This is a genomic window from Streptomyces africanus (assembly GCF_002150735.1).
GTDB lineage: Bacteria > Actinomycetota > Actinomycetes > Streptomycetales > Streptomycetaceae > Streptomyces > Streptomyces africanus.
Genome location: NZ_MUKA01000494.1, coordinates 1 through 947, shown reverse-complemented (window position 1 = coordinate 947; position 947 = coordinate 1). Strand labels below are relative to the sequence as shown.

General features: G+C 67.9%; 1 pseudogene. It reads left to right on the top strand.

The annotated features are described in order from the left end of the window. The first annotated feature begins 104 nt into the window (after window positions 1-104). Window positions 105-934 (top strand): annotated as a pseudogene (locus tag CCL05_RS40590) (IS5 family transposase). Window positions 935-947 lie beyond the last annotated feature (13 nt).

The window sequence follows — 947 nt, the reverse complement described above, 5'->3', positions numbered from 1 at the left end:
CACCGGCATCAGCGGCCACACTCCAGCCAGCCGCGTCACCAACCTCTCCGAACAGCACACCTAGGTCGTGTCCGCAAAGTGGCGGCGTCGTTGGTCTGTTCGTGGTGCGTCGTCATGAGTTGCCTGATGAATCGTGGGCGGTGATCGAGCCGTTGCTGGCCCCGCCGCGAATGGGCCGGCCGGTGCGGGATCGCCGTCAGGTCATCAACGGGATTCTGTGGAAGCTGTCCACGGGTGCGGCCTGGCGCGACCTACCCGAACGCTACGGGCCGTGGAAGACCGTCTACGAACGCTTCCGCCGCTGGTCGGCAGACGGCACCTGGGACCGGCTCCTGGCCCACGTCCAGCAGCATTCCGATGCCGTCGGCGCAGTCGACTGGACAGTCGTGTGCGTCGACTCCACCACCGTGAGGGCCCACCAGCATGCGGCCGGGGCCCGAAAAGGGGGCTCTGGTCGGGCGAGGCAATCGGCCGGTCCCGCGGCGGACTGACCACGAAGATCCACCTCGCCTGCGACGGGCAGGGCCGACCGCTGGCCTTCACGATCACCGCCGGAAACGTCAACGACTGCACCCAGTTCGAGCAGGTCATGGCCCGCATCAACGTCAGCCGGTGCGGGCCGGGCCGCCCCAGAACGCGGCCGGAGCGGGTCGTCGCGGACAAAGGCTACTCGTCCACGAAGATCCGCTCCTACCTGCGCAGGCGAGGCATCAAGGCCGCGATCCCGGAACGGATCGACCAGATCAACGGCCGTATCCGCCGCGGCGAGGGCCTTTGCCGACTCGACCGGACCGCCTACCGGCGCCGCAACGTCGTCGAGCGCTGCTTCAACAAGCTCAAGCACAACAAGGCCCTGGCCACCCGCTACGACAAACGCGCCCGCCACTACAAAGCCCTGGTCACCCTCGCCTGCCTACGACTCTGGCTGCCCTGACTTTGCGGACACG